This is a genomic window from Rhizobium leguminosarum, assembly GCF_019798305.1.
In the GTDB taxonomy this organism is placed as follows: Bacteria; Pseudomonadota; Alphaproteobacteria; order Rhizobiales; family Rhizobiaceae; genus Rhizobium; species Rhizobium leguminosarum_U.
The window spans coordinates 241472-262594 of record NZ_JAAXDD010000011.1; the positions used below are offsets into that span (position 1 = coordinate 241472).

At 59.0% G+C, this 21123-nt stretch carries 18 protein-coding genes and 3 pseudogenes; 10 read left to right on the plus strand and 11 right to left on the minus strand.

Annotated features, from left to right (window positions below; all coding sequences use genetic code 11):
* Positions 1 to 31 precede the first annotated feature (31 nt).
* Together HFO99_RS21065 and HFO99_RS21070 are read right to left on the minus strand one after the other, a co-directional pair.
* On the minus strand, positions 32 to 1069 hold the full coding sequence (locus HFO99_RS21065; RefSeq protein WP_222363354.1) for an LLM class flavin-dependent oxidoreductase: 1038 nt from the start codon (positions 1067 to 1069) through the stop codon (positions 32 to 34).
* 184 nt (positions 1070 to 1253) lie between these two features.
* Entirely contained in the window at positions 1254 to 2291 is a 1038-nt protein-coding gene (locus HFO99_RS21070) for an alpha/beta fold hydrolase (RefSeq protein WP_222363356.1), read from the minus strand.
* A 223-nt stretch (positions 2292 to 2514) separates the two neighbouring features.
* On the opposite strand from HFO99_RS21070, the gene HFO99_RS21075 reads away from it, so the two are divergent.
* The 4 genes from HFO99_RS21075 (at position 2515) to HFO99_RS21090 (ending at position 5159) form a co-directional block, all read left to right on the plus strand.
* Entirely contained in the window at positions 2515 to 2733 is a 219-nt protein-coding gene (locus HFO99_RS21075; protein WP_222363358.1) for a hypothetical protein, read from the plus strand.
* 736 nt (positions 2734 to 3469) lie between these two features.
* Positions 3470 to 4180 carry an SDR family NAD(P)-dependent oxidoreductase gene (locus tag HFO99_RS21080; protein ID WP_025398041.1) on the plus strand — a complete coding sequence of 237 codons (711 nt, stop codon included), beginning with the start codon at positions 3470 to 3472 and terminating at the stop codon, positions 4178 to 4180.
* Positions 4181 to 4312: 132 nt separating this feature from the next.
* On the plus strand, positions 4313 to 4885 hold the full coding sequence (locus HFO99_RS21085; RefSeq protein WP_261323250.1) for a DsbA family protein: 573 nt from the start codon (positions 4313 to 4315) through the stop codon (positions 4883 to 4885).
* Between the two features lie 37 nt (positions 4886 to 4922).
* On the plus strand, positions 4923 to 5159 hold the full coding sequence (locus HFO99_RS21090; protein ID WP_222363360.1) for a tautomerase family protein: 237 nt from the start codon (positions 4923 to 4925) through the stop codon (positions 5157 to 5159).
* A gap of 129 nt (positions 5160 to 5288) precedes the next feature.
* Here the strand turns inward: HFO99_RS21090 and HFO99_RS21095 are convergent, their stop codons facing one another.
* The 4 genes from HFO99_RS21095 to HFO99_RS21110 form a co-directional block, all read right to left on the minus strand.
* Positions 5289 to 7316: an ATP-binding protein gene (locus HFO99_RS21095; RefSeq protein WP_261323251.1), complete on the minus strand. Its 2028-nt coding sequence runs from the start codon at positions 7314 to 7316 to the stop codon at positions 5289 to 5291.
* 147 nt (positions 7317 to 7463) lie between these two features.
* The gene (locus tag HFO99_RS21100; RefSeq protein ID WP_222363419.1) at positions 7464 to 7835 is read right to left on the minus strand and encodes a hypothetical protein; all 372 of its coding nucleotides are present in this window, start codon (positions 7833 to 7835) and stop codon (positions 7464 to 7466) included.
* Positions 7836 to 7893: 58 nt separating this feature from the next.
* Entirely contained in the window at positions 7894 to 8508 is a 615-nt protein-coding gene (locus tag HFO99_RS21105; RefSeq protein WP_222363362.1) for a L,D-transpeptidase, read from the minus strand.
* Positions 8509 to 8662: 154 nt separating this feature from the next.
* A complete protein-coding gene (locus HFO99_RS21110; protein ID WP_222363364.1) occupies positions 8663 to 8944 on the minus strand; it encodes a hypothetical protein in 282 nt (93 codons plus the stop codon).
* Positions 8945 to 9178: 234 nt separating this feature from the next.
* Between HFO99_RS21110 and HFO99_RS21115 the strand changes: the two are divergent.
* The 3 genes and pseudogenes from HFO99_RS21115 to HFO99_RS33525 form a co-directional block, all read left to right on the plus strand.
* Positions 9179 to 9399 (plus strand): annotated as a pseudogene (locus tag HFO99_RS21115) (DUF3606 domain-containing protein).
* A gap of 5 nt (positions 9400 to 9404) precedes the next feature.
* Complete coding sequence (locus tag HFO99_RS21120; protein WP_222363366.1) at positions 9405 to 9935, plus strand: hydrolase; 531 nt, start codon at positions 9405 to 9407, stop codon at positions 9933 to 9935.
* Positions 9936 to 10102: 167 nt separating this feature from the next.
* Positions 10103 to 10285 (plus strand): annotated as a pseudogene (locus HFO99_RS33525) (exodeoxyribonuclease III); the annotation flags it as partial.
* Between the two features lie 304 nt (positions 10286 to 10589).
* Here the strand turns inward: HFO99_RS33525 and HFO99_RS21125 are convergent.
* The 5 genes and pseudogenes from HFO99_RS21125 to HFO99_RS33530 form a co-directional block, all read right to left on the minus strand.
* Positions 10590 to 10802: a hypothetical protein gene (locus HFO99_RS21125; protein WP_222363368.1), complete on the minus strand. Its 213-nt coding sequence runs from the start codon at positions 10800 to 10802 to the stop codon at positions 10590 to 10592.
* A 424-nt stretch (positions 10803 to 11226) separates the two neighbouring features.
* A complete protein-coding gene (locus HFO99_RS21130) occupies positions 11227 to 11898 on the minus strand; it encodes a nucleotidyl transferase AbiEii/AbiGii toxin family protein (protein ID WP_222363369.1) in 672 nt (223 codons plus the stop codon).
* Positions 11852 to 12211, minus strand: a complete 360-nt coding sequence (locus tag HFO99_RS21135; protein ID WP_222363370.1) for a hypothetical protein — start codon at positions 12209 to 12211, stop codon at positions 11852 to 11854. The genes HFO99_RS21130 and HFO99_RS21135 overlap by 47 nt, the downstream gene beginning before the upstream one ends.
* A gap of 570 nt (positions 12212 to 12781) precedes the next feature.
* Entirely contained in the window at positions 12782 to 13414 is a 633-nt protein-coding gene (locus tag HFO99_RS21140; protein WP_222363372.1) for a hypothetical protein, read from the minus strand.
* Between the two features lie 15 nt (positions 13415 to 13429).
* Positions 13430 to 13689 (minus strand): annotated as a pseudogene (locus HFO99_RS33530) (hypothetical protein); the annotation flags it as partial.
* A 625-nt stretch (positions 13690 to 14314) separates the two neighbouring features.
* Between HFO99_RS33530 and HFO99_RS21145 the strand changes: the two are divergent.
* The 3 genes from HFO99_RS21145 to HFO99_RS21155 all read left to right on the plus strand — a co-directional run bounded on the left by HFO99_RS21145 (position 14315) and on the right by HFO99_RS21155 (position 21013).
* Positions 14315 to 14566 (plus strand): hypothetical protein, encoded by a 252-nt coding sequence (locus tag HFO99_RS21145; RefSeq protein WP_222363374.1) that lies wholly within the window; start codon positions 14315 to 14317, stop codon positions 14564 to 14566.
* A gap of 498 nt (positions 14567 to 15064) precedes the next feature.
* Positions 15065 to 15277 (plus strand): hypothetical protein, encoded by a 213-nt coding sequence (locus HFO99_RS21150; protein ID WP_222363375.1) that lies wholly within the window; start codon positions 15065 to 15067, stop codon positions 15275 to 15277.
* 279 nt (positions 15278 to 15556) lie between these two features.
* A complete protein-coding gene (locus HFO99_RS21155) occupies positions 15557 to 21013 on the plus strand; it encodes a DUF4011 domain-containing protein (RefSeq protein WP_222363377.1) in 5457 nt (1818 codons plus the stop codon).
* Positions 21014 to 21123: the final 110 nt, after the last annotated feature.

Here is a 21123-nt window from a genome sequence, read left to right on the forward strand (position 1 = left end):
GCTGCCGGCGCCCACAGCAGAGGTGCTCCCGCTAGTTGCGAAGTTCACCCCGCGCCAAAGGCGCAACGCCGGTTCCCAGCAGTTCGATCGAACGTCGCATCGCTTTCGCTTCGAGGGCGGCGGTGCTCATCTGGAAGGTGATGCGAGAGATCCCTCCTAACGACCTGTTAACATGCGATATCTTCGCAGCCACAGTTTGCGGGCTGCCGACCAGAAACGCGCCGTCCGGCCCGCACATATGCTCGAACTGAGTTTGCGTCGGTGGCGGCCAGCCGCGCTCCCTTCCGGCGTCCGTGAACATCTGGAACCAGCCGGGGAAGAACGCTTCCTTGGCAGCGTTGTCGGTGTCCCCAACAAAGCCAAGAGCGTGCACGCCGATCCTCTGGTTCTTTGCCGGATGACCGGCGGCGAGCCATGCGCGACGATAGAGTTCGACCAAGGGCAGGAAACGCTCGAAACTTCCGCCGATGATGGCGACCATCAGTGGTAGTCCGAGCGTTCCGGCGCGGACGAAGGATTCGGGCGTCCCGCCGACGCCCAGCCAGATGGGCAAGACTGGCTGGTGCGGGCGGGGAAAAACACCCTCGCCATTGATCGCAGGGCGGAAACGGCCCGTCCACTTAATGTTGGGCTGCGCTCTGATCTTCAGCAACAGGTCCAGCTTCTCCGCAAAGAGCGCATTGTAGTCCCGCAGGTCGAATCCGAACAATGGGTAGGCCTCCACGGAGGAGCCGCGACCAACCACGATTTCCGCGCGTCCGCGGGAAATCAGATCCAGTGTGGCGAACTCCTGGAAGAGCCGCACGGGGTCGGCGGCGCTCAGGACGGCGACGGCGCTCGTCAGCCTGATAGACTTCGTGCGCGCGGCAGCAGCGGCAAGGATCACCGCAGGCGCGGAATCAAGCGCGTTCTCTCGGTGATGTTCACCCATTCCGAAGACATCGAGTCCGACTTGATCCGCCAACTCGACTTCGGCGAGCACGCTCTCCATGCGATCGAGGGCCGACTGAAACCGACCTGTCGCCGGGTCGGTCAGGAGCATTGCGAAACTATCGATACCGATTTCCAATGATCAATCCTTTTGAGGCGACGAAAGCAAAGGCGCCTGCGTAGTCGAGCGACGCTGACGAAAACACGCCACCCATCACACGGCTGGCGAGCGCGGCGCCAGCCTGTTTTTTATGATGGATATCATCGAAATATTCGATAATCGTGCAGCGGCGACAGAGCGTTGGTTGATCATTCCTGATCTTTCAAGCCCAGGAATCGACATCCCGTACCGCCTTGGCGAAGGTCTCGGGGGCTTCCTGCGGGAGGTTGTGGCCAACTCCGCCAGTTACCAGACGGTGTTCGTACTTCCCTTTGAACTTCCCGGCGTAGGCCTTCGGATCCGGATGGGGGGCTCCGTTTGCGTCACCTTCCATCGTGATCGTGGGAACGTGGATTTCGGGAGCGGAAGCGAGCTTGGTTTCGAACTCGTCGAACCGCGTCTCGCCTTCCGTCAGACCAAGCCGCCAGCGATAGTTATGGACGACGATCGCGACGTGGTCGGGATTGGCAAACGCTGCGGCGCTCCGTTCGAACGTCGGGTCGTCGAACTTCCAATGCGGGGAGGCGAGCTGCCAGATTAGCTTGGCGAAGTCGTTCGTGTATTTTTCATAGCCGTCGCGGCCGCGGTCCGTCGCGAAGTAGAACTGGTACCACCACTGAAGCTCCGCGGAGGGCGGCAGGGGCGCCTTTCCAGCAGTCTGGTTTCCGATCAAATAGCCGCTGACGGACACTAGGCCTTTGCATCGTTCCGGCCACAGCGCGGCGACGATATCGGCGGTGCGCGCACCCCAGTCGAACCCCGCCAGGGTGGCCTTGTCGATCTTCAGAGCATCCATCAACTTGACAGCGTCGACGGCAAGAGCCGATTGCTGGCCGTTGCGCATGGTGCTGTCGGACAGGAACGTCGTGCTGCCGTATCCGCGCAGATGCGGTACGATCACGCGATGACCCTGGTCGGCCAGCAACGGGGCCACCTCGGCGAAGGCGTTGATGTCGTAGGGCCAGCCATGAAAAAGGATGACTGGTGACCCATTGGGGGGACCTAGGTCGGCGTATCCTACATTGAGGTCTCCGGCGTCGATGCGTCCGTCGGCGACCAGACCATGGCTGTTCTGGCGAACGGCTTTTTTCCCCTGATCCGCTCCCGCGGTGCGTCCTGCAAGGATTCCGGCGACCGTCAGCCCAAGAGCGACCCCGCCGAGGGACCGACGTGTGAGGTTTCCAGTTTCAAGATTGGGCATGACTGCTTCTCCGGTCATAGACGATGAATGGCTGCCGCTCGAGATCCTCGAGAGTGGCGTTGGCCAGCGAAGTTTGAGACTGGCGGGTCGGATCCGCTAGTGGACTAAGGTGTCGGGCATACGAAGGTATCGTCGATACCTAGGTGCAACAGCCACGGTTTACGGTTCGACATATTGATTTCCTGACCGCGGCGGTGTGCCGACAACGCTTCAGGAGATGACGATGAGTTACAAAGACGACGAGCCGAAGGGCACCATTTTTCCCGGCGTCGTATTCCTTCTCGCGATGGCGGGTCTTGTCGGCGCGTTGGTTTCGATGAGGCAATCGACGGCACCGGTCCGGGTCTGGGTGCCCGTTCAGTCGACGGGCTCCCCCGCAGGGAAGTCTACGGCGACCTGCTCCCCCGCTTGGGCGGTCTGCAATTCGAGGGACTCGATTTGATATCCTGAACCAAGGGCAAAACCGATGAATCGGGAGGTTGACATGTGCGGGGCGCTACTGTGGCCGGAGGATGTAGCGATGATACGCGGCCTGGTCAGGGAGTACTGCGAAAGCCGACGATGCGAGACACAAGGCGCCGAAACCGAGGACACGGCCAGGCGCCTGCTACGGTGGTTCCAGAGTGGAGTAACAGATAGGGAAAACCTCCGTCGCCTTCTCCCGCCGATCTGAATGGCCGGACGCGAGCACCCATCGCCCCGCGCCCTATCAGGGCGTCGCGCGCGGCAAGGACGTCGGACACCACGAAATGCATACCTTGGGTGGAGCCGGGCGCACTGGTGATGTCCTGGCCGAACAATACAGTGCTTCCGGAGCCGGGCTGGGTTAACTGGACGATGCGATAGTCGTCGGCCGTGGCGCGGTCCATGTCCGCCGCCAGCCCAGGCTTTCATAGAACTTTCTGGCACGATCCCGGCGGCAGCCTGATGCTACCGAGGGGGTTCAGAACCGATATCGTCCGACGAAACGCCCGAAACGTCCGTCCTCGGATACGATCGGAATCTTGGGTGAGCGCCGATCGGTACGAGCGACAAGAGATTATCCCGAAAAACGGTGGAGTGAATACCGCTTCTCAGTAATTCTCCCGATGATCGTGAGCGCTTAAATCAATTGCACCGACGCCGAGGGCGTAGGGCGGCCCGGACAAGGACCGCTGCAATTGAAAGGATGTAATATCATGAGCAATCAGCAGAAGGTCGCCATCATCACCGGTGCGTCTCAGGGCATCGGCGCGGGTCTGGTCCGCGCCTATCGTGAGCGGAACTATCGCGTCGTCGCCACCTCCCGTTCGATCAAACAGGGGTCGGACGACGGCGTGCATGCCGTGGCGGGCGACATCTCCAATTCCGAGACCGCAGAGCGCGTCGTGCGCGAGGCGATTCAACGCTTCGGCCGGATAGACACGTTGGTCAACAACGCGGGCGTATTCACCGCAAAGCCCTTCGTCGACTTCACGCAGGAAGACTACGACCTGAACTTCGGCGTGAACGTTTCGGGCTTCTTCCACATCACGCAGCGGGCTGCGAGGGAAATGCTCAAGCAAGGTTCCGGACACATCGTCAGCATCACGACGAGCCTCGTAGACCAGCCGGTGTCGAGCGTTCCGACGGCCCTCGCTTCGCTCACCAAGGGCGGTCTGAACGCCGTCACGAAGGAACTGGCCATCGAGTTCGCCAAGACGGGCGTCCGCGTAAACGCCGTGTCTCCTGGCGTCATCAAGACCCCGATGCACGCTCCCGAGACTCACGAGTTCCTGTCCGCTCTGCATCCGGTCGGGCACATGGGCGAGATCAGCGACATCGTCGACGCCGTGATCTACCTCGAGAGCGCAAGCTTCGTCACGGGAGAGATCCTACACGTCGATGGTGGCCAGAACGCCGGCCGCTAGTAGGCCTCGACAGGACGCGGGCTCGTGGCGTGGCTACGCCCCGCGCCCTGCAAGCGAGTGAAAGGAAAGAAAATGGAACTTGTACTAGCCGCAGATCCCATGTGCTCGTGGTGTTATGGGTTCGGCAAGCAAATGGAGCTGCTGCTCGAGCGGCGTCCGGACGCCTCGTTGAAGATCGTCCTCGGTGGACTCCGGGCGGGCGCGACCGACGTTCTTGACGACGCGGGCAAGCAGTTCAGACTACATCATTGGGCGAAGGTCGAGAAAGCCAGCGGCGTATCGTTCAACCGAGAAGGCCTGCTTGCAAGAACCGGCTTCGTCTATGACACCGAGCCCGTATGCCGTGCGGTAGTGACCGCCCGGATCCTCCGTCCGGAAGCGGATCTTCTGAAGGTCTTCCGTGCATTCCAACACGCCTTCTACGTCGATGCGTTCGACACTACGATCGGCCTGGTCTTGGCGGAAGTCGGATCCCGCGCTCTTGAGGAACTTGGTCATCCCGTCAGCGTTGACGAATTTCTCGAGACCTACAAGAAGCGGAGCACCATCGATGAGGCCGCGACAGACTTCGCGACGTCTCGTGCCATGGGCGTTTCGAGCTTCCCCACGCTGTTCCTTAAGAAGGGTGGAACTCTTCGAAGGGTCGGCGCTGGATATGCGCATGTCGATGAACTTGAGAAGCACCTTGCGGCAATGGCCGCCTAGCAGATCGGTCGAGATCTTTGAACGAGGAGATTACGAAATGCCCATAGTGACCGTACAGATAACCCGTGAAGGCACGGCACCTGATCGCAGCTCGGTTACCGCCGAAGAGAAAGCCGCAATCATCGCCGGCGTCAGTCAGGTCATGCTCGACGTCCTCAACAAGCCACTGGAATCGACTTATGTGGTGATCGAGGAAATCGACCTGGACAACTGGGGCTGGGGCGGCCTTCCGACAGTTCGGTATCGGAAGAAGAAGGCTGAGGGAAACGTGTGACCTCAGATCAATCCACAAAACCTGCGGGCCGCCGGTGACCACCTGCGGCTTGTGCGTTTGTCCGCCAGGCATGGCGCGTGGTGTGAAAACACCGTTTGGCCGGGGTGGTAATCCTATCGAACTGGAACCTCATTGGGGTGCGCTCCGAAGTGGTATCGAAAACGCGACGGTCGCACCCGGCCCGTCGTTCGGTTCGGCCCACATTATGCCACCGTGGTTTTCGATGATCGAGCGGCTGATAGCGAGACCGATTCCCATGCCGTCCTGCTTTGTGGTGAAGAAAGCTTCGAACATCTGGTCAGCATTCTCCAGCGGAAATCCTATGCCCACATCGGTAATCGACAAGACTGCCGATTCTTCAGTGTCCACGTGGGTGCTCACGGTCAGCATTCTTGGTCGGCTTTCGATATCGCCCATTGCGTCCCTCGCGTTCAACAGCATGTTTAGGATGACTTGTTGCAACTGGACGCGATCCCCCATGATCAGAAGTGCTTTTGGCTCTAGTTGAGCGGTCACACTGATCGATTTCTGATGCATATCTCTTGCAGACAAAATGATGACCTCGCGGGCAAGGTCGTTTAGGTCGGTATACTCCATTGTAGACGGTTGGCGCGCGAACATTGCCCGGAGCCGCTTGATTATCTCCGTAGCGCGCATCGTATCGCGAATGGTCCTTCGCGCAGTTTCGGAGGCGGCTTGAATATTGGGGGGGCTGAGGGCCAGCAGGCGCAGACATGCATTGGCGTTGGTGAGAATCCCAGCCAATGGCTGGCTGACCTCATGTGCGATCGATGCTGTCAGCGCGCTCATCGTCATGACGCGCGAGACGTAGGCCAAGTCTTCGCGGGCTTTGACTAGAGCTTCCTCTCCGCGCTGAAGTGCTTCCTGTGCGTTTTTGAAATCAGTAATGTCCTGAACGGTCCCCACCAAAACCGGATTATCACCGACGTGATAGGAAATCTTTGCCAACCCTCTTAGGAATTTGAGAGCGGCGTGTGAAGTCACGATCCTGAATGTGACGTCAATGCTTTGCCCAGAAAGCGCGCGCTGTAATTCCCCGTTGAACTTTTCGAGATCGTCGCGATAGACTCGCTTCCGAACGTCGTGGATGTCGGGTTCGAGGGACGGGTCGATATCGAATATCCGGTACAGTTCTTCAGACCAAACGCATTCATTTTTCTGGATGTCGAACGTGAAGCTTCCTGTCGAGCTGATGCGTTGGGCAGCAAGAAGCTGAGCTTGACTCCTGCGAACCTGGGTCTCCCGCCTCACCAAAGCTTCTTCGTGACGGGTTCTATCGATCGAGATACCGATGATGTTTGTCGCTCGATCGACCACCTGTTGCTCAAATAGTGAGAAGGCGGCATATCGCTGACGATATATGGTGAAGACACCGGCCGTGTTTCCATACGGAGAAAGTATTGGCTTGGCGTGGCAGACATTGAAGCCGTTGAGGAGCATGAGCCTCCCCTCGGCGGATCCTGCCAGCGCGTCAGAAGCACAGTCGACAACCTCCACGGGACGCCGGCTGGTTGCAGCAAGGCCACAAGGTCCGAGTCCGGCGGCGACCTCACTTCCATCGAAAACACCCTTGAATTCACCCGGCAGCCTAGGTGCTGCACCAAAACGGAAATGTCGGCGATCCAGCGACAGCTCCAGAATGCAGCAAAAGCAATCGTCGATTAGTTCCTCGACGAGACGGCAGACCTTGTCGAAAACCTCCGCTGTCGCCGTCCCTCTCGCGACCATTTCGAGTATCTCGGTCTCACTGGCAATGAGATGGCCGGCCTGCCATGAATTGTCGACCCTTTGCATGATGAAATTGTCGCCAACACGCTTGTTGCGTTCGACAGCAACCCAACAATATTTGAGAGCGGTACCGTCGCCCCACGTCGAGGCCGACAACGCAAACCAGCAATACTCACCGCTCAACCGTCGAAGCCGCACATCGGTTTTTACGTCTAATCCTTCTCTACGAGCGTTCAGGATTTTAACAGGCAGTGTGATCGCATCATCTGGATGCAATGCGTTAAGTCCATCGGACGCATGACCTTCTGAGCCGAAAAATGCTCTGAAGCGGCTGTTGCCACAAATAGTCAAGCCGGCCTCGTCCGTTGTCCAAACGATTGCAGGAATTTTCTCGCATATCTCTGACAAGCTTAGTTTCGACAGAAATGCTGCCCCATCGAAAGAAAATGTACCGCCTTTAAGTTGCCTCACCTGATAAGTGCACCCCACTATTCAAGCTCCAGCAAAAAACTACATATCATTCCGGTCATGAAGGCTGAAGAGTTTTTTGCTCTCTTAGTTCTCGTTGTGTTGACCGCTTGGCGTGGCGGGATCAACGAGGAGTTTTGATCTGCGAACGCCGTGAAAGCCCAAGATCAAATGACGCGTTATTAGGCCTAACACGGCAGATGCGAGAAGATCCGCCGGATCGTCGACCATGTCTTCGATGGAACGGTGGCGCTCCTCGGGCAGCGACGAGAGATACTGGATCGGTCCGCAAGGCTTCTCCTTGAGAACGAAACTCTCGATGAGCGTGAATTGCAGGCGTTTGTAGAAACCGTTGAACAGCCGGCACGCGGGCGCACAGCATGAATGGCGCCCGCTTGCCGCGGGCAGGGTTCGGCTTACACAGCCGCAACCGCCGCGTCTCCAGACCAGGTTGCGCATTGATGGGCGACGAATGCTTCAGACCACCGCAGTCGCGGGCGTTCTTGTCGGCCAAGGCTCATCGTCGGACGATGACGTGAGTTCCGGGCTGGACCAATTCGTAAAGTTCCTCGACGTCTTGACGATACATCCGAAAGCACCCGCTCGATGCGTTGGTGCCGATGGATGAGGGGTCGTTGGTGCCGTGAATGCGTAGCAGTCCATCGGCAAGATAGATGGCCCGCGTTCCGAGTGGATTGGAGGGGCCGGGCCTTACGACTGTCGGGAGCTTCGGGTTCTTCTGGCGCATGCTCGCCGTCGGCCTCCATTCAGGATGCTCCTTCTTGGATATGACCCTCGTGGAGCCGAACCATTGCTTGCCTTCACGACCGACGGCGATCGGATACGCGTACTGCTCGCCCCATGGGGTCGTGTAGTAGAGCGTATGCTGACTGGTGACTATTAAGATCGTGCCTCTCGCGCTTTGTCTTAGCAGTTGCCCGCGATCGGGGAGGTAGTCACGATGGCGAGGAACTGGCTCATAGTCTGGGATCGGTGGGTAGGGGCTGTATGGATCGTCATAGCCATAGCCACCATAATCGTCATACCCATCATAAGGTCCGTAAACCTGTGCTCTCGCCGCAAAGGCCGTTAGCAAGAGCGCCGCCGTGACCACAAGAACCAGTAATCTCATTTCGTCGCTATCCGCTCGTTGTACAAGCGTGATTGGGCCGAATTCTGTGGCGGCACTAAGGCCGTGGTCTCCATGTCATGCGCGACCGTCGCGGTCATGTCATGTGCGACCGTTCGACCGACTGTACGGTTTTGACCGAAACTTCTGAAGCAGATCAAGCGTTAGTGGGCACCTGTGAAGGAGGTGTGCCTTGCTGACGCTGTACTTTCGTATCACGCACATGGATGGTTCGGTATTGGACACCGAGGGCCGGGAATTCCCCGACCTTTTTGTTGCAATTGAAGCAGCCAGGGAGAGGCTTTAAGAAATGGTCGCAACGGCTCTTTTGTCCAGAAGGCAAAGAATTCCACTTGGCATCGCGATCTGCGGCAAGGAAGGCGTGATCCTTCGCGAGGTTGCCGTCGATGCCGCCATCGCCGAGATCGCGAGAAGCCACCAACCGAGTAGTTCCACCTTGTTGGGCATATCCGCCGGCTCAGGAACCAATTCGGTCGGTGAGAGTAAAGGGTCGGGCCGTGCGGAGGCAAGTTTGACGCCGCCACCCTGCGATGCCTCTGTGCGACCCACTCCTTCTGTCGAAAATTACTAGCCCCGTCTCACGCGGGGCTTTCTTTTTGGAGGTGGATTAAACCCGTCGTCGCGCATGCGAAGATGCGAGGGAACCTCCTAAATCAGGCTCAGTTTCTTCCTCGAAACCGAAAGGAACTTCAGAACATGGCAAACACCATCTCGAGGCCGCGCTCAGGACCGCGCATGCGTCGTCGGCGGCCAGGACACGAAGTGAAGTATGAGGCGACGAAGGAAGGCGTGTCTAAAGACGTCGTCATGAAGACCGTCAAAGCGCTCGGCTACAACCGCAAGAAGGTCGAAGACAGATTCGACGATAAGTGATCAGCATGATCTTCTTCACCGGCGACACCCACTTCGGCGACTCTCGCGTCCTTCGCATCGATCGGCGACCCTTCCCTGATATGGTGACCCACGATGTCGCCCTCATCAGGAACTGGAACCTGATCGTCGGGATCGACGACGAAGTTTGGCATTTGGGCGACTTCATGTCATCGCGGGCGGGCGATTGCGACACGCTCCTCGACCGCCTGCACGGCAGGAAACATCTCATTGTCGGCAACAACGATACAGAGGCGACGACCGATGCATCGGGCTGGAGCAGCGTCCAGCATTACAAAGAGTTGACCTTGGACGGCTACCATCTGGTGCTATGCCACTACGCGTTTAGAACCTGGAATAAGATGGGCAAGGGCTCGATCAATCTGCACGGACACTCCCACGGCAGGCTGAAGCCGGTCCCCCGTCAGTTCGATGTCGGCGTCGATGCGCGTGAACTCCAGCCGGTTCGGCTTGACGCTCTGCTTTCCTCGAGCCGCCAAAAGGCTGACGCAAGGCGAGCTAAAGTGAACGCGACCTGAGCTCTGCGCCCTTGGCTCTTTCTCGCCGCAAACTCCAGGTGGCACTTGCCTGGGTTACCCTCGATTTCGAGCGCCAGCCGCTATCGGCGGTTCAGGAGACGAGTCTTTTATCACTGGATTTCGAGACAGCCATCCAGCGCGGGCTGCAGATCGTAGCGTAGCGCCTCGACGCCGGCCTTCGCATCGATCACTTTCTCCTGAGTTCGGAGGCGGCCACACGGCTGACGAAGGCGGAGGTCGACAAGCACGTTCGCGGTTGGGAGCATACCAGTGACCACGCGCCTGTGTGGATCGAGCTTCAGGACGAACTCGTCAACAAGAACAGGAAGATTGGAAAAAGCACTGGCTGAAGCTGGCGGACTCGCTGACAGTTCTCTGGTGAACGGCACCAGGCAAGATTCGAGACGGCTAGGCCGCCTGCGCGAGGCGCCTCGATCCCGACCCGGCCGAAGGAACTCGTCAACGACTGGCCACGTGCTCATAGGATTATGACACCGCCGCTCTAGTCGAAATCACCATTCGTCCCGCTCTGGAAGACTACGACTGGATCGCCCTCCACGCCCACCGTCTTCCAAGCCCGGACCGGGTGTCCGCGATCATCCAGATCGAATGCGAATACGCTAATGGAAGTGAACGCTCCGGGCGTCGGCGAACTCACGCGGTGCCGAGCTGGGGCTTTTCGACCTGCTCGTCGATTTCCGCCTTCACCTTCTTTCGGGCGTCGTCCTCGAACTTCGCGCGGACGCGTTCTGCATCTTGGTCGGTCACCTCGATGGGGTGGCCGGAATCGTCCGGAAGGCCGGGACCGCTCTGGGCGATGGTGGAATCCTTCGGGCGGTCATTGAGGCCGTTTGTGATCTTGGACATGGGGAACTCCTTTTGGGAGCCTAACGACTATGAGGATCTTTTGTTCGGTGAATCGCGAAAAGCTTGCCGAGATCCGGTTCGAGGAAGGGAGGTAGACAACTGAAACCGCAGAGCTCGCGCTTCACCGGAGAATGCTTGGACTCATGACCGGGATCGAGATTGCGGGTGAGGACGGCGGGCAGGGGGAAATGGCCGACTGCGATAGTGTCCGAGGCCGAAGTCTCGACAGCTCGCACGATGGGGAGCAGTGAACGCCTGAAGCCTCCGAACCGCATATGAACGCGATCCAGACCCTGCCGAAGATCGCCAAACGCGGAGCCAAGGAACCCTCAAACGACTGGCAGCGCTCTGCGTTAACGGCAATAAAAAAGGCCGGGGCGAACCCCAGCCACTAACTTAAATGGGGATTCACTTTTCCGGTGACTCACACCCCAGGCTTGGGGCCGCTCCGCATGAAATCAAGAGCCTCTAGGGCCAGCTCGCATGCGTCCGGCATGTAACTGCGGCCAAACTCGGTGGGGTTTACCTCTTCGAGTATCTCCTCCTCGAAAGCTCTCGTGCGGGCTTCGATCCGCAACTGAACGCGGTCGTAAACTTCCGAGGTCAGAAACGGGGACGAAGCGGCGGTGAGTAACTCGTCTGGCAAGGTGACATAGGTTCCGGCGAGATCAAAAACATCGCGGGCCTTGAACATCGATCCGCGATAGTAAATCTTCTTGCAGATGATTTCGGAGGGGAGTTCGCGAACGATCGTTCGGCCTTGGAATTCGAACAGCGTCGTGGAGTCTTCCACCAGAGGCGACGTGCCAAAAAAATCGATTTCACCGACCCCTTTGACGATCAGCTTCAGATATTTCCCTGGGTACTGATAGTCCGCACGCCGCGTTTCCTCATTCCAGCAGATCGCGCGAGTAACAGCGTTGCGCACTGGGACAAGATTCTGGATGACCCTCGCGGAATCGAGAAAGGCATCTACATCGTAGCTGATCCGATGCCCTAGATCGATAGCGAGCGACGTCCCACCGCCGAACGTCCAGCTCGGCGCAGGCTCATCGTCTGGCGTGACGGAGTCGAGCGCCTTTAGCGTGAGTTCCATCAGATATTGCCACTGGGATGGCAGCCATCTCCCGTATCCATCGGGCATTTTCGTAGTCCTCTTCGACGTCCCAGAATGAAATCGCCTTTGATAGACTATCGAACGTAGTCGAGCCTTCCACAACCATGTCCATGATGACTTCGATGCCGACTTCTCTGAAGAAGGCTCGCACGTGTGGCCGCCAACGACGGTCGGTCGTTGAGAGATTCAGGCACTCCAGCAAGGTGTCGGCATCGACATGAATCGGCAGCGGGGCGTTCACCGTAGTCAACGCTCGCCAGATCGCCCGACTTTTCACCGTATCATCACTCATGTGATCTACTTATCAGAGCAAGGAGTAACTCTCAAGCTTCCCGCGGATGCCACAAAACTCGCAGAATTGCGCGAGGTTTCCTTCGACGCGCGTGTCACCCGGCACAGCGCCTGTTGGTTGGCAGTCGATCTACCGCGTTGATCTTCCACATCCGCAGCGACGGCAAAGCTCGGGCGGTACGGATTCTTGCAACGTTTACTCCCTGGAAGGGGAGAGGCAATCGAAGCGTCTTGGGCCTTCCGAAAAATCTGCGGCATAAGCAATATCTCTAATAACCCGCGTTATAGAGGATGCCGCTGAACATGGTCCCGACGATTCCACATTTGGGTTAGTGGCTGGGGGCGAAACCGCACCGACCTTTCAAACATCGCTTTCCACACCAGAGCCATTACATCCGTGGTCAAAAGTAAAAAAGCGACTTCGGCAGTCGCGAACGCTCTCGTGGAACACTCACCAGCAACGCCGATGACCTGAAGATAGTCGAGCACGGCGTCCGTTTCAAGGCATCCCATACGGAGCGGCCGGAGATTGCTTTGCAGTGGAACCCGCTAGGCCCCGCAATCCTCATGCTTAGCGAAGCAATCCGTCGCGTCCGAACTCCTCCCAGCCTGCCAGCTCCGCGCGAGCGGCCTCGTCAGGCCCGGCGACGGCATCCGCCTTGACGCCCCTGACCTTCTTCAATGACCGCGTCAGCTTCGCCTTATATGCCGCCCGCCGTCGGTTCTCCGCGGCCGCGGCCGCATCCTTCTCGCGCCATTCTTCGACGGCGCCTCGATCGAGCAGGTCTTCCACGACGCGCGGGTCGAAGACGTGGAATGTGATCTTCCGCGCGCGGCCGCGCAGTTTCACCGTGCGCGTCCCAGCACTCGGCAGGCGGCCGTCCTTCAGCCAGCGATGACGCTCGCTCGTCTTGATGGACAGGATATCCTGGATCTCGCGCGGGATTATCGGCAGGCTTTCGATGTCTTGCAGCGTACTGGCGACAACAGACGCCACGGCGTGGAATTCTGCCTTGGCACTTGCAGGCATCGACAGCGTGAGTTCTCCTTGCTCGATGTCGAGCGACTTCTTCGAAGCGACCGGGAGGCGTGCACGTAGTTCGAGCAGAATTCCCTTCGCGCGGATCGAAGATCCCTGGGTTGCCGACGGTGGCAGCACCCACGTCTTGACCAGCTCGACTTCGTTCTTTTCGTGTTTCGGCATGACGCCTAGATGGGATCACCACCCTTCCTCATCAACTAGCACGATATTCGCAAGATGAACTAGGCGCGACCGGCCCTCTTCGCTGCTTGCCGAGTTCCTGGGCAGCCCGATCAGAAGACCTTCGGCTCCGCGGATGTAGCAGAGCTTGTAGGCGTCCTCGTCCCGGATAACATCGCCGACAAGTTGGGCGCCGCGCGCGTGCGCAGCCTCTCAATCGACTCTTCAACGTCATCGACTGTGAACATGGCTCGCAGATACACGCGGCGCCGGACGGGCTCAGCTATTTTGGATGGAATCCAAATCCCAATATCATGGCTTACATTGAGGTCATCGACTTCGATGGCCTTCTCCAGGCCGCGTCACAACGAACGCCGCGTTCTTCAACCAGTTAGGTCTTCCGCAGGGCATGTAGGTTGATTTCGTCCGTGGAAAACGGCGGTGCTCCGCACATGGGAGCGATAAGTCCCTCGATGCGGCGCTGATCTCTGCCTGCGGCGCTGTCCCGTGCTGCGTTCCTCCCATCCCTGCAGTTCGCTCGCCCGCATCGGACCGATTTCGGACAGCCGACCGTGGCGACGTCGTCCAAAACCTTGGGCGCATGCGCGGTACCGCACCTGGAGACTAAATCTAAAGCGCGAGAGGATGCTCGCCGCCAAAAACAGGATTCGACTCCTCGCGAACCGTCGGTCGTCCAATGAAAGGACAACTCGGTAGGTGAATCGTAGCGCCGGGCCGGGCCTGACGATTTCGCTGCTACTTTCGTCAAAAGTCCAAAAATGGGCTGAGTTGATATCTCGACTAAGAGTTGATTCTTGATGTAGCAGATTGGAGATGGGACGGCGTGATGGTTGGGAACAACTGTCGGCCGCCAAGTGGGGTTTTCACAGTTAGAGAATTGAAATGCGGACAAAGATTATTGTCGTCGCAGTGGCGAGCCTTGTCTTCTCCTGCGGTGGTTCACGTGCCGAGTGCATCGGCGAAGGCTCGTATCGCGTATGCACCGACAGCTACCAGGATTCGAACGGGGACTACCATGCCAGGTCGTCGGACACTGAGGGAAACTCTATTCCACCGACACAACAACGCGTCGGCTTCCTGGCGGCGGCACTGAAATACGAAGCGATGACAGTGAGGGGAATTCATATTCCGTGAAGACCTGGTCGGATTCTTCGGGGGGGTGCATAGCGTCGATAGCGAAGGGAATTCTTGCACCATCACCAACAGCGGCGCCGTCATTGGTTGCGGCCAATAGGAGGCTTTCTCAGTTGTTCATAGTTGTAACTTGGCTCATCTGCGGGGTCATCACCGGCATCATCGCGTCATCAAAAGGCAGGACGGGGGGCGGTTGGTTCCTGATCGGCTGCCTGCTTGGCATTTTCGGTCTGATCTTGATCGCCTGTCTGCCTTCCCTCCAACACCAGTCGGCCAACTCGGTTCAGAGCCAACTTGTCGCCGATTACCGTCCAACCAAGTCCTGCCCCGATTGCGGGGAGACCGTTTTGCAGGTGGCGAACGTCTGCAAGCATTGCGGCCTCCGTTTCGGCGCACCGAAACCCGCGGCCTGAGCAAATGAAGAATATATTTTACGCAATATCCGCCGCGGTCGTCATCGCAGTCGTCGGAGCATGGATCGCAGGCGTCAGGATCGTCGTGATTCAACCGATCGGAGCGATTCCAGATGGCGTCACCATCCTGGTGTCCGGTCTTCCGGGCCTTAATATCATCGACAGCCCTGACGCCATCTGTCAGCGCAACCAAGGCGGCGTGAGTCTTCTTTGCCGGGGCATCACCGCCGGCAGGATTGCGAAGGAGGGGCATATTATCGCCCGTCTTCCATACAGTGGGATGCTCTCTTCAGCCTGAGCGGCGCTCCCGACCTTGACCGGTGACCAGATCTCCAAAGGGTGCGAAATGAGGCGGAGTCAGCAAAGTGGGGTAATTCATTGAGGAGAGGATTGCTGCCCGGCTTTCGGCCGTGGCACCACCTGCATTGGTTTCCTTGTTCGGCGGATGGCGATGACGAGAAGGAACCGTACGTCGATCTCCGGTGGATATTAACGATCTCTAAAGCTCGGATCTTGATCGCCAGTTGTGCCTGTGGGACACCATTTCTAGTTTAACTCAGCATTGGACTATGATTCCATGAACGGCCCCTTTAATGCCTCCGTTCGCGACTTTTCTAAACTTGTCGCCGCCAAGATCGAAGACATCCGGCCAAGGCTCCTCGACCTGACGTCGAAGAATCCGCTCGTGAACATGAGCTTCGACGCCAGGTCGGCAAGTCAGGTCCGTGTGGTCGACGAACTGCCGGACCGCGTGTTCTATAGCCTCAACAACGACAGTTCGCTGAAATTCAGGTCGCTCCCATCGCTGGAGGAAGACAACAAGGACGAACTCACGCCGGTTTTCGTGGAGGAGGTTTCGATCGCTCTACGAACGGACGAGGAGTACTTGGCCGAAACTAAAGCGCTGGACGCTGAGGCTCTCGACTATCCAGATCGCGTGCGGAAAGCGGAAAGAGCACTTCGGGACCGCGTCCGAGAACGACTTGGTATGCCAACGCGCGTGACGCGGAAGGACGAATCTCTCGCTCAGCATGCCCGGAACAACGGCATCAATCCGAGCTTTGAGCTTCCCTTGCCAGGTGTCGACGTCGATGACGATCGGTATGAAGACGATCACCTGCAAACGCTGCTCCTTGCGCCCGACCTCGAACGAAAGTTGAACGCCTTGATGACCAAGGCGCGGACCGCACAGCAGGAGACGGGTCTGAACCTCTTGCGCGGCGCGTTCGGCTTTCTCGAGTGGAAGGATCCTGCTCGTGCCGACGATCGTGTTTACCTTTCGCCCCTCGTTCTCGCTCCCGTTGCCGTGGAAAGAAAGAAGAGTACCGGCGGCCCGATCTTCTCCGTGGAAGGCACCGGTGAAGAGGCCGAAACCAATCTGGTGCTCCGCGAGAAATTCAAGCGCGAATTCAACATCGAGCTTCCGCTGTTCACGGGCGGCTCGCTCGAAGAATATTTCGATGAAATCGCGCAGATAAAGCATCCGACGCTTCCGTGGCAGGTCCGACGCCGGATCACCTTCTCGGTTTTTCCGGCAGCTCGCATGGCGATGTACGAGGACCTCGACCCAGGCGCGTCGGATTTCTCCAAGAACGGCATCGTCGAATCCATCCTGGTAGGATCCGAAAGTTCGGAGGCCGGCGCAATCGCCGAGGAGTACGAGGTCGACGCGCCCGATGTCGAGGCGGAAGTCCCGCACCTGGTCAAGAAGGCGGACGCCAGCCAGTTCAGTGTCCTCGTCGACGTCGCCCGTGGCCGCAATCTCGCGGTCGAGGGGCCGCCCGGCACCGGGAAGTCCGACACGATCGTCAACGCGATCGCGACAGCTCTCGCCAAGGGCAAGAAGGTCCTTTTCGTCGCCGAAAAGTCCGCTGCCCTGGAAGTGGTACAAAGCCGTCTCGAAGCGGTGGGTCTCGGTGAGTTCGTCCTTCCGCTTCTTGCCGGCAAGAGCTCCAAGGACGAATTCATGAGGTCGGTGCGCGACCGCATGGGGCTTCGGGAGCACCTGCCAAGAGAACTCAAGGAGAGCCGCGAACGTTTCGTCGAAGTTCGCGAAAAGCTGTCTCGCTATGTCACGATTCTTTCGAGCGAGTGGGAGAACACGGGAGAAACCGTACACCGCGTGCTTGGGCGAGCGATCGCGACGCAGCACCTGCTTGATGCCATGTCGCCGGTCGCGATTTCTGAACATTCGGTACCTTCTCGCGAATTCCGGCTCCACGAAATTGAAGAGCTCGTCTCGAATGTTTCGTGGCTTTCACGGATCAGTTCGACGCCGGTTGCCGGAAGGACTCACTGGCAGGGCACTCTGAATCTCGACACGAGCCAGTTCAAGAGCTCGGCAATTCTTGCTCTTGCCCAGCGCACTGCCGACGCCTTCAGGGCTCTCGAGGCGACGGCCGACGACTTGAGGCGAAGCGGCCTCGAACAGCGGATTTCGATGGAGGACATTTCGGCGATCGAAGGACTGGCTGCAGCGCTTCGCAATCTTGTCGTTGGCGAGATGACGGCGGGCGAGGCCAGGATCGCCACGTTCGAAAAGCCGGCCGAGCTGCGAGCATTTCTGTCGGATTGCGAAACCGCCCGGTCAGCGGCAGCGAGCCTCGGTTCCTCATTGGTCGATCCGCTGCGAGACGACGCTCTTCCGATATTGGCTCGGATAACCGAGATCTGCCGGTCAACGGGAATTCGGTCTTTCGGCGTCGCGGCACGAGCTATCGAGATATCGGCCGTCGAGCAGACCATCGCCGATTTTGGCAGGTCGTTGTCCATGGCGAGAGATTTCATTTCCCAGTGCCCGCCTGCCGCGGGATGGTCGATCGGCGTCCTGCGGAAGATAGGCGAGCTGGCTCGCTCGGTACCACGGAATATCCTTGAGATGAGATCGGCAGCGCTGGCGGACGCCAACGCCGTTTCGACATTGAAGACGATGATGACAGCGGGCCTTGCCCTTCGTGAACAGCGTCGTCAGTTGGAAAGCAGCCTTACGCTTAGAACGGGCATGCGTGCGTCCGACATCGATGGCCCTCTTGCCGCGATCCGGAGTGCCGGCGCATTCAGTTTCCTGTCTTCGAAGTACAAGGAAGCAAAGGCATTTTATGGCTCTCTCGCGAAGTCCGACAAGTTCGACAGGCAAGCTGCCATCACGCAACTCGACGCCGCGCGAAACCAGCTCGATGAGGAGGCGCGGTTCGACGCCCGCGCCGGAAATAGCGGCGTGTTCGGGTCGCATTTCGATAGCGTCCGGACAGATTTCGAAAGTTTTGCCCAGCTCGCAGGATTTTACGAGAAGATCGAAGCCGATTTCAGCGGGTTCGGCAACAAAGAGGTCAGAGAATTCTTGAAGGGCGAAGCGGTCCAGGTTCTGGTCGATACTCCCTCCCTCCCAGACCTTCCTCCGGAGACGGTGCTTCGAGGTCTGGAAGGTACGCGCGAGAAGCTCACCGCTGACCTCGAGAAGATGAAGTCGACGGATGCTGAATTGACGCGCCTTTGCCAGGTGTTTCAACGGGCCGGCGCGGTCACTCCCGCCGAGGTCCAGAGGCTCGCGGGCGAGGTGGCCAAGCTGCAGCATTTGATCAGCGTTCTTAACGCAAGCCCGCTCGCCGATATCCTTGAAGAACGATTCGCCGGCTGGAAGACCGACGGACGAGCAATCGGCCATCTGGTCGAAGTTGCGGACGCTCTTCAGAGATACGCTTTCGGCGGCGTCTTTGCTGTGGCGGCGCGGCAGGGCCGCCTGCAGGAGCTGCTCTCCTGTGCCGCCAACACCTATGCGGCCGCAGAGAAGGTTCAGGAGCTTCTGGCGCGTGCGTCGTCCGAGGGTTCGCTGGACCTGACGGCGAAGATTGCCGATCTCACTTTCAGGCAGGCTGGCGACTACCTCGCGGAAGCCGCCGCAGACGCCGAGGCACTCGAGCACTGGATCGCCGTCGCAAAGGCGCGAGCGGAAATCGATCGCCTGGGCATGCTGGCCTCCGTCGATCTGCTTTCACGGCAGCTAGGGACCACCGACGTGGCAAATCACGCCGAGGCCTTGCTTCGACGAGCTTCGGCGGCGCGGGTCTACGCAAGGTACGGTCGCGAGCTGGTGAACTATTCCGGTCGACAGCTCGACTCTCTTCGCGAGCGCCTAAAATCGCTGGACGACGACATCACGGTACTGTCCCGGAAGGCGCTGCGCCACCAGTTGACGATCGGCCCCCGGCCTCCGGCTGGCAATGCGCGTGGGCGCGTCGCCGAGTTCACGGAGATGGGACTTCTGGAGCATCTCGCCGGCCAGAAGAAGATCCGCGTGCCCGTTAGAGACATCACGAGGCGGGCAGGGCGGTCGCTACAGGCCCTCAAGCCATGCTGGATGATGTCGCCTCTGGCGGTGGCGCAGTACATTCAGAAGAACACCATCGAGTTCGACGTCTGCATCATCGACGAAGCCTCGCAGATGCCTCCTGAAGACGCGATCGGTGCGCTGTTCAGGAGCCGGCAGGCGATGATCGTCGGCGACACGCAGCAGCTTCCGCCCACGAATTTCTTCCACAAGAGCATCGCCGACACTGCCGACGACGAAGAGTCGGACGCCGTTACCGAGGAGTCCGTTCTCGAGATGGCCAACAGCGCGTTCCGGCCGCGTCGGATGCTTACTTGGCATTATCGTTCGAAACACTCCGCGCTGATCCAGTTCTCGAACAACGTGATCTACCGGGATCGGCTGACGGTCTTTCCTTCCGCAAATGAAGACAATCCGAAGATGGGCGTCTCGCTCGTCCAGACGGGTGGGATCTACAAGGCCGGCGTGAACACGACAGAGGCCCATGCCGTCGTCGAGGCGGCCCTTTCGTTCATGCGTCATGATGCGGACCGGTCGCTCGGTATCGTCGCCGTCAACAAGGCCCAGGCCGATTACATTAACGAGCGGCTCCAGTACGAGATCGCCCGCGACAGAGCTGCCGGAGACTACGTGGATCGCTGGCTGCGCGAGCGCGACCGCCTCGAGGAGTTCTTCGTGAAGAACCTGGAAAACGTCCAGGGCGACGAACGTGACGTGATATTCGTATCGACCGTGTATGGTCCGCCTTCGGAAGGCGCCAAGGTCGCGCAGCATTTCGGCCCGATTGCCGGACCTACGGGCCGCCGCCGCTTGAACGTCCTTTTCACGCGAGCAAAGGAGCAGATCAAGACGTTTACCTCGATGTCGCCGTCCGACATCACCGCCGAGGAGACGACGAACGCCGGCGCCTGGATGTTGAAGCGTTGGCTCGAATATAGTGCGGGTGCGCCCCTGGAGGCGGGCATTGGGATACACGGTGCGTTCGACTCTCCGCTCGAGGAGTTCGTGGCCGCACAGATCGAAGCCATTGGGTGCGTGGCTGTCCCGCAGGTCGGGGCCGGCGGCTACTCGATCGATCTCGGCGTTCGCCATCCCCAATGGCCTCACGGCTTCCTGATGGGCGTCGAATGCGACGGAGCGACCTATCATTCGTCCCGCTCGGCCCGAGACCGTGACCGTCATCGCCAGGAAATCCTCGAAAACCTTGGGTGGAACATCCACCGGGTTTGGTCGACGGATTGGTTCGACAATCCGCGACGGGAGGCGGAGAGACTTCGCGCCGCAATCGGCAATCGTCTTGACCAGTTGAAGACCAGGCTCGCTGAACGGGCCGCCGCGCCGGTCCGCTCGCCGGAGACTCCGCGTCCTGCATCTCCCCCGCAGCCCTCGACGGCAATACGGAGTGAGGCGAAGCCGTTCGTTCTTCCTGTTGAACCGCCGGCGAAGGCTAAGCCGGACAGGGTCCCGCCACCGCGTCCAAAAAGCGGCGTCGCACGTCTCGGAAGCAAGGTTCGTCTTCGATATGTCGATCGCGGCCTGGAAACTTATCAGTTCACGATCGTGAAGGATCCGAGCGCTCCCGAAAGAGGTCTCGTCAACCAGAACGCGCCACTGGCGAAGGCTGTCCTGGATGCTGAGGCGGGGGACGAACTGGAAATCCTGCTTGGCAGCCTGATCAGGAAGGCGGTCGTTGAAAGCGTGACATAGTCCACGCGGTGCCGAGGCCCGCCTTTCGAACGCATGGTCCATACGACCCGGCGGGGCCCTCGGCGGGGAAGACGGTCGCCTTTTGCCGACCAAATTCGTAGTTCTAAAGT

Coding starts and splice junctions, on each gene's coding strand:
- HFO99_RS21140 (WP_222363372.1), bottom strand. CDS start 13,414: ATGCCGAAACACGAAAAGAACGAAGTCGAGCTGGTCAAGACGTGGGTG.
- HFO99_RS21075 (WP_222363358.1), top strand. CDS start 2,515: ATGAGTTACAAAGACGACGAGCCGAAGGGCACCATTTTTCCCGGCGTC.
- HFO99_RS21105 (WP_222363362.1), bottom strand. CDS start 8,508: ATGAGATTACTGGTTCTTGTGGTCACGGCGGCGCTCTTGCTAACGGCC.
- HFO99_RS21100 (WP_222363419.1), bottom strand. CDS start 7,835: ATGCGCAACCTGGTCTGGAGACGCGGCGGTTGCGGCTGTGTAAGCCGA.
- HFO99_RS21070 (WP_222363356.1), bottom strand. CDS start 2,291: ATGCCCAATCTTGAAACTGGAAACCTCACACGTCGGTCCCTCGGCGGG.
- HFO99_RS21120 (WP_222363366.1), top strand. CDS start 9,405: ATGATCTTCTTCACCGGCGACACCCACTTCGGCGACTCTCGCGTCCTT.
- HFO99_RS21130 (WP_222363369.1), bottom strand. CDS start 11,898: ATGGAACTCACGCTAAAGGCGCTCGACTCCGTCACGCCAGACGATGAG.
- HFO99_RS21125 (WP_222363368.1), bottom strand. CDS start 10,802: ATGTCCAAGATCACAAACGGCCTCAATGACCGCCCGAAGGATTCCACC.
- HFO99_RS21085 (WP_261323250.1), top strand. CDS start 4,313: ATGGAGCTGCTGCTCGAGCGGCGTCCGGACGCCTCGTTGAAGATCGTC.
- HFO99_RS21145 (WP_222363374.1), top strand. CDS start 14,315: ATGCGGACAAAGATTATTGTCGTCGCAGTGGCGAGCCTTGTCTTCTCC.
- HFO99_RS21155 (WP_222363377.1), top strand. CDS start 15,557: ATGAACGGCCCCTTTAATGCCTCCGTTCGCGACTTTTCTAAACTTGTC.
- HFO99_RS21090 (WP_222363360.1), top strand. CDS start 4,923: ATGCCCATAGTGACCGTACAGATAACCCGTGAAGGCACGGCACCTGAT.
- HFO99_RS21080 (WP_025398041.1), top strand. CDS start 3,470: ATGAGCAATCAGCAGAAGGTCGCCATCATCACCGGTGCGTCTCAGGGC.
- HFO99_RS21135 (WP_222363370.1), bottom strand. CDS start 12,211: ATGAGTGATGATACGGTGAAAAGTCGGGCGATCTGGCGAGCGTTGACT.